Source organism: Pelagicoccus mobilis (assembly GCF_016595505.1).
In the GTDB taxonomy this organism is placed as follows: domain Bacteria; phylum Verrucomicrobiota; class Verrucomicrobiia; order Opitutales; family Opitutaceae; genus Pelagicoccus; species Pelagicoccus mobilis.
In genome coordinates this window covers 1-3,088 of sequence record NZ_JAENIL010000122.1, presented here as the reverse complement: position 1 = coordinate 3,088, position 3,088 = coordinate 1, and the positions used below count along the sequence as shown (strand labels likewise).

The following is a 3,088-nucleotide window of genomic DNA, read 5'->3' as shown; positions in this document are numbered from 1 at the left end:
GGGATGCCACGCTCAGCGCGCACTGTGAAGTGAGTGATCGTATGACCGCTAAAGGGGATAAGGCCTGCGATCGAATTCGCGTCGATACCATGCTTCGCCAGCCGTGCCTTGTCCATTACGCTCATAAGGGCTAGGTATCCGCCTGCTGAATGTCCGGAGACGAAAACAGTTTCTCATTCGTCCGGTTTCTTGTTTTGATCCGAGGAATCCAGACCAGCTCTGCTCTCTAGTGCTGCGACTAATACGGAAGAGTGACGCCTATTGGAGGATCACTTGATGGAGGCACATGATTCGGTTACTTTTAATCATACTCGCCACACCTCTCGAATGAAAAGTCGCCTCCTCTATCGTACGATTATCTCTCTATTGTTGGTTTCCACGCTCACTTGTAACTTATTGATGATGGCGTTTTTACACCGTTTTTTTTATGGTGATTTGAAAGTAGAGGAACCGGCTACGTTGCACCGTTTGGCAAGTTCACTAGGGACCTGGGGCAATCTCGCTTATGCGGACTATAGGGACGTGGTGGTTTCAACCGATGCCTTTGAATCATTGAGCGCGAATCTGATTGAGAGAGGGATTGCGGCTTATTCGGATGGCAGCCCGCACTGGACTAATGTGAGTTGGACCAGTGGAAGTTTTTCGGAAGTGATCGGTAGGATCGAATTACGGGCAGGTCGTTTTTTGCGTTTGGAAGACGACGATGCCGGAGCAAATAAGGTGGCGGTGGTCAACGTGACCCTTTGGGAGTCGCTGGGTCGTGGAACTGAGTTTCAAAACGGGGTACAGCTGTTTCTTAAGGGACAGGCTTTTGAAGTCGTCGGCGTCGTGGAAAACGCGTTTCCGAATCTCGATTCGATGGAGGACGTGCAGATCTGGGCGCCTTTGAAGCAGAACCCGATGGCTTGGCAGTACGAGGTGGAGGATTATCAGGAATACCAGATTCTTGCTCGGCTTGACCCGGAGCGAAAGGCGGTGGCGGAATTGCAGTTGGATGCGGCTCTTGCTGACATCGAGGAGAGGCTGGGATTCTCCTACACTGCGGATGTGCTGAGCGAGACGGAGTTTAGGATAAAACGTCGCCCGAATATGCACCGCTTGTTCGTCGCTTTATTCGTTGTGACAGGGTTTCTGTTTGTGCTAGGGACGGTGAATCAGGTTCTGATGCTGGTGACACGGAGTGTCGCGATCTCAGCTGACCTGAAAGTCATGTCGGCGCTCGGTGCTCGAGCTAAGCATGTGCTGCTTCGTTTTTTCAAAGATTTCGCGATCACGGTTGCGATTTCCTTGCTGGGAGTGGCTGCGTGTTCGCTTGCGGTCGTGCAGCTCTATAATGGATTTTGGGGCGCGAGCTATGGGCAAATTCCGCTTGAGCGATTGGTAGCTCCCGTGCCTCTGTTTTTGCTTTGTGGCATGGTGGCGTTTCTCGTTGTCTTGCATACGGGCTTCCCGTTTATGACGTATTGGTTTAGAGGCGAAAGCCTTTTGTCACGAGATCGGGCGGGAGGATCACGTTTTTCGATGAAGAATGGGCTCTCCTTGTTGGGTGTGGTTTCTCAAGTGGCATTGGTCACGATTTGCATCCTTGGCTGTGGGGCTTTCTTAAAATCAATAAGCGACGAAGGGAGCGTAACGTCTGGACCGAATGAGGATCGCATGCTGCATGTCGATATCGCTCTGAGCGGTATGCAGATGTCCGGCTTTGAAGATGTGCATCGTCGGCTGGGGCAAATCGAGGGCGGTTTGCAGGAGCTAGGTGGGATCGAGTCGGTATCGGCGTCGTCTACTTTGCCCTTGAACAGTGGAGGTTGGACGCGGGCCTTGGTTGAAGGGCGTCCATTGGAGAGTGAACCGGAATGGATCTCGTTTTGTTTCGTAGTCCCGGGGTATTTCAAGACGATGGGGCTGGAGATGCTGGAGGGGCGGGATTTTCTGCCGGAGGACGCGAGTAAGTATCCGCCTGTTAATTACATTATTAACCGATCTTATGCGGAACGTGAGTTTCCCGGAGAGCAGGCCTTGGGTCGAAGAATCGCTCCATGGGGAGGCACCGGGTATGGAGAGGTGATTGCCATTGTTGAAGATCAACCGGAGTCGGTCTCGGGGCGGGTTGCCCCGAATATCTATGTTCCTGCATATCAGGATCGTCTCTTTTTGCATGTGTTGCTTGAGGACGAGGCATTGGTCGCGGGGTATTCGGAACTGGTCGTAGACAAAATCAAGCAGGTGGACCCCGATGTAATTGTTGTTGAAGTGGCAACGATCGATTCCATTTGGGAGGAAGCTCTGGCGTCGCCGCGACTGGGCTTCATGATTTTGCTTTCCTTGAGTCTTATCGGATTGGTACTCTCCTTGTGCGGAGTATTTGGATACCAGAGTTACATCGTAATCTTGCGTGAACGTGAATTTGCGGTCCGCCATGCTTTGGGGTTGGAGGCGAAAAAACTTTTCCGGATAGAGACGGGGCGGGGGCTTTTGATCACTTTCGTCGGATTTGTGGCAGGAGTGATCGGTTTTTTTGCGGGAGAACGGGTATTTCGAGCGAACCTGTTTGATATTAGTCTCCCGATGATGACTGCGGCATTGCTGACGCTGGGCCTATTTTTCGCATTCGCTGTCGTATTGATCTTTGCGACAACTCCTACGCTGCGGCCGAAGCTGGCGACTTTGATGCGGGAGTGAGGTCTTTTGGTGGATAGCTATGAATATGCTCTCTTACCATTTTCGTGGAAATAAGGAGATTTCTCCTCAGATTCTAGCTTACCCACAGAAGTGGGAATGGGACCTAACGAGTTTCGTCGGGAGAAGGGGCAGCTTCTCGATAAGCGAGCCTCTTGAGATTTGAAGGTGAAGAGTCGGTTATTGCTGTGCTTGTTTAGATTTTTCGGATACGAATTCGAGTAGCAGGGGAAAGGCTGGTTCGGTCATGCCATGACCGTATCCGTCAAGTTCGTACAGTTGGATGTCTGCGTGTCCGGCAACTTTCATCATGCGGTAGAAATAGGCGTTTTCTTCATAGCGTCCGAGGAGTTCCCGCTCTCGGTCTCCTGTGATTAGGAGGGTGGGGGGCACGTCGGCACGTACGAAG

General features: G+C 51.8%; 1 protein-coding gene and 2 pseudogenes. 1 reads left to right on the top strand and 2 read right to left on the bottom strand.

Annotated elements, in window-relative coordinates; genetic code table 11:
* Positions 1-167 (bottom strand): annotated as a pseudogene (locus tag JIN87_RS28990) (alpha/beta hydrolase); the annotation flags it as partial.
* A gap of 160 nt (positions 168-327) precedes the next feature.
* On the opposite strand from JIN87_RS28990, the gene JIN87_RS27715 reads away from it, so the two are divergent.
* Positions 328-2,682 carry an ABC transporter permease gene (locus tag JIN87_RS27715; RefSeq protein WP_200359940.1) on the top strand — a complete coding sequence of 785 codons (2,355 nt, stop codon included), beginning with the start codon at positions 328-330 and terminating at the stop codon, positions 2,680-2,682.
* 177 nt (positions 2,683-2,859) lie between these two features.
* On the opposite strand, the pseudogene JIN87_RS27710 reads toward JIN87_RS27715, so the two are convergent.
* Positions 2,860-3,088: pseudogene (locus JIN87_RS27710) on the bottom strand (alpha/beta hydrolase); the annotation flags it as partial.